This window comes from Streptomyces sp. NPDC126497 (genome assembly GCF_040302425.1).
GTDB lineage: Bacteria > Actinomycetota > Actinomycetes > Streptomycetales > Streptomycetaceae > Streptomyces.
This window is the reverse complement of the sequence record NZ_JBEORT010000199.1, coordinates 1-3,775: the sequence shown is the minus strand read 5'-3', so window position 1 is coordinate 3,775 and position 3,775 is coordinate 1. Positions and strand designations below refer to the sequence as shown.

Sequence of the window (3,775 nt, the reverse complement as noted above, 5' to 3'; positions counted from 1 at the left end):
CGTGTGACGAACACCAGACGCGACTCCGCGCACCGCTCCTCCGCCAGCCACGACCGCACCAGCCCCAGCGCCCATACGGCCGCATCGTGCACGGACCCGACGACACCGTCCGCGGTGCCGGGCACGGTGGCCAGCACCGTTGCCGGCACCTCGCCCTCCGCCAGTGCCTCGAGGTCGGCCGCCCCCGAGACCGTCACCGGTTCCGGGAACACTTCGACGACCCTCGTGCTCCGCGCCGGCACCCAGTCCACCTGGTAGAGAGAGCCAGGAGTCGCAGCACCGGGCTGTCCGGCCGCCAAGGGGCGGACGACCAGGGATTCCACCGAGGCGACGGGAGCACCCGTCGGGTCGGCCAGGTCCAGGGTCATGGTGCCGTCGGCGTCCCGCGTCAGCCGGACCCGCAGGGCCGAGGCGCCGGAGGCGTGCAACGACACCCCGGCCCAGGAGAACGGCACTCCTCCGCGGCCGTCGGCGTCGAGCGCGAAGGCGTGCAGGGCGGCGTCGAACAGGGCAGGGTGAAGGCCGAACGCGCTGCCGTCCGTCGCTTCGTCGAGGGCGACCTCGGCGAACAGCTCGTCGCCTCGACGCCATGCGGCACGAAGGCCGCGGAACGCGGGGCCGTAGGCGAACCCGGCGTCGGCCAAGCGCTCGTAGCAGTCCGTCACGTCGACCGCGCGGGCGTCCTTCGGGGGCCACACGGACGCGTCGAAGTCGGGCCGCATGTCGGTCGGGAATTCCGCGGGAGCCAGGGTTCCGGTGGCGTGGACGGTCCACGGGGCCTGGACGTCGTCCTCGCCCCGCGCGTGTACGCCCAGAACGCACCGGCCGTCGGCGTCGGGCGTACCGACCCGCACCTGGATGTGAACACCACCGTGGGCGGGCAGCACCAACGGGGCCGACAGGGTCAGTTCCTCGACCGTGTTGCAGCCGACCTCGTCAGCGGCGCGGATGGCCAGCTCCAGCAGAGCCGTGCCGGGCACCAGGACCGAGCCCTGCACCTCGTGGTCGGCCAGCCACGGATGGGACTGGAGCGACAGCCGGCCGGTGAACACCATTCCGTCCGAGCCCTCGGTGCCGGCCAGTTCGACGGCCGCGCCCAGCAGCGGGTGCTCGGCGGCACCGAGCCCGGCGAACCGCACGTCCCCCGCCCGGGTCAATTCACCCGCAGGCCAGTAGCGCTGTCGTTGGAAGGCGTAGGTCGGCAGGTCGACGGTCCGCGCGCCGGTGCCGTCGAAGTACGCGGCCCAGTCCACCCGGGCCCCGGACACGTGCAGCCGGGCGAGTGCGGTGAGGGCCGCCGTCTCCTCGGCGCGGTCCTTGCGCAGCAGCGGGATCAGGTGCGCCTCGTCGCCGGCGCTCTCGCGGGCCATGCCGCTGAGCACACCGTCCGGGCCGAGTTCAAGGAAGCGTGTGACGCCCTGCTCCGCCAGGACACGGACTCCATCGGCGAAGCGTACGGCGTCACGGACATGGGTCACCCAGTACGCGGGGATGCTGAGTTCTCCGGCTGCGGCGAGACTTCCCGACACGTTGGAGACCAGGGGCAGCCGGGGCTCGCTGAACGTCAACTCCTCGGCGACCGTGCGGAAGTCGTCCAGCATCGGTTCCATCAGCGGGGAGTGGAAGGCGTGCGACACCCGCAGCCGGGTCGTACGGCGCCCCAGCCCGCGGAACACCCCGGCGACCGCCTCCACCGCGGCCTCGGCACCCGAAACCACCACGGAAGTGGGACCGTTGACGGCCGCGACCGACACCTCACCGGTCAGGTGCGGCAGCACCTCCGCCTCCGTCGCCTCCACCGCCACCATCGCACCACCGGCGGGCAGCGCCTGCATCAGCCGGCCCCGCGCGGCCACCAGCGCACACGCGTCCGCCAGGGAGAACACCCCCGCCACATGCGCGGCCGCGATTTCACCGATGGAGTGGCCGGCGACGTAGTCGGGGCGCACGCCCCAGGCGTCGAGCAGGCGGTACAGCGCCACTTCCAGGGCGAAGAGTCCGGCCTGGGCGTAGGCGGTCCGGTTCAGTGCCTCCTCGTCCTCACCCCACACGACCTCACGCAACGGCCGGTCGAGGTGCTCGTCCAGGCCCGCGCACACCGCGTCGAACGCCTCCGCGAACACCGGGAAACGCCCGTACAGCTCACGGCCCATGCCCAGCCGCTGCGAACCCTGACCCGAGAACAGGAACGCCGTGCGACCTCCGTCGGCCACGCCCTCCACGACGCCCGCGTCCGGGAGACCCGCGGCGAGTGCCTCCAGGGCAGTGGCCTTGTCCTGCGCCAGCACCACAGCCCGGTGGTCGAAGAGGGAGCGTTGCGTGGCCAGCGCGAACCCGAGGTCCACGCCACGGACCGCCGAGCCGTCCGCCGCCACGAACTCCCGCAGCCGCTCGGCCTGCGCACGCAGCGCGGCCTCACTCTTTCCGGAGAGGACCCACGGCACCATGTCGGAGGCGGTCTCGGGTTCCCGCACCGCCTCGGGCGCCCCCTCGATGTCGGCGTCGGGCTGTTCGAGGATGACGTGTGCGTTGGTGCCGCTGATGCCGAAGGACGACACACCCGCACGGCGCGGGCGTCCCTCGCCCGGCCACTCCACCGGTTCGGTCAGCAACTCCACCGCACCCGCCGACCAGTCGACGTGCGACGACGGCGCATCCACGTGCAGGGTGCGCGGCAGCTCACCGTGCCGCATCGCCATCACCATCTTGATCACACCGGCCACACCCGCCGCAGCCTGCGTGTGCCCGATGTTCGACTTCACCGACCCCAGCCACAACGGCCGGCCCTCCGGCCGGTCCTGACCGTAGGCGGCGATCAACGCCTGCGCCTCGATCGGATCACCCAGCGTCGTGCCCGTGCCGTGCGCCTCCACCACATCCACCTCACCGGCGGACAGCCCCCCACTGGCCAGCGCCTGCCGGATCACCCGCTGCTGCGACGGACCGTTCGGCGCCGTCAGACCGTTCGACGCACCGTCCTGGTTGACCGCACTGCCCCGCACCACGGCCAGCACCCGATGACCATGACGCCGCGCGTCCGACAACCGCTCCAGCACCAGCACACCCACGCCCTCGGACCAGCCGACCCCGTCGGCCGCATCCGCGAACGAACGGCACCGGCCGTCCGCCGACAACCCACCCTGACGCGAGAACTCCACGAACGTCATCGGCGTCGACATCACCGTCACACCACCGGCCACCGCCAGCGAGCACTCACCCGAACGCAACGCCTGCGCCGCCCAGTGCAACGCCACCAACGACGACGAACACGCCGTGTCCACCGTCACCGCAGGACCCTCGAACCCGAACGTGTACGCCACACGACCCGACGCCACACTGCCCGCGCTGCCGCTCCCCTGGTAACCCTCGAACTCGGGCCCTGTCAGGAGGTTGGCGTAGTCGTGATACATGACGCCGGCGAAGACGCCGGTCCGGCTGCCCCGCAGCGAGACCGGGTCCATCCCGGCCCGCTCGATCGCCTCCCAGGTCGTCTCCAGCAGCAGACGCTGCTGCGCGTCCGTCGCCACCGCCTCCCGCGGGCTCATCCCGAAGAACTCGGGGTCGAAGTCCCCGGCGTCGTGCAGGAAACCGCCCGAGCGCGTGTACGTCGTCCCGGGCACACTCCGGTCCGGGTTGTAGAGGGACTCGACATCCCATCCGCGGTCAACCGGGAACTCGGACACGGCGTCGACGCCGTCGGACACCAGCCGCCACAGGTCCTCCGGCGAGGACACCCCACCCGGGTAACGGCACGCCATCCCCACGATCACCACCG

General features: G+C 72.1%; 1 protein-coding gene. It reads right to left on the bottom strand.

Translation table 11 applies throughout. From position 1 onward, the window contains the following. Positions 1-3,775 (bottom strand): type I polyketide synthase (locus ABTY20_RS34920; protein WP_502991960.1); only part of this gene is annotated, 3,775 nt, incomplete at both ends.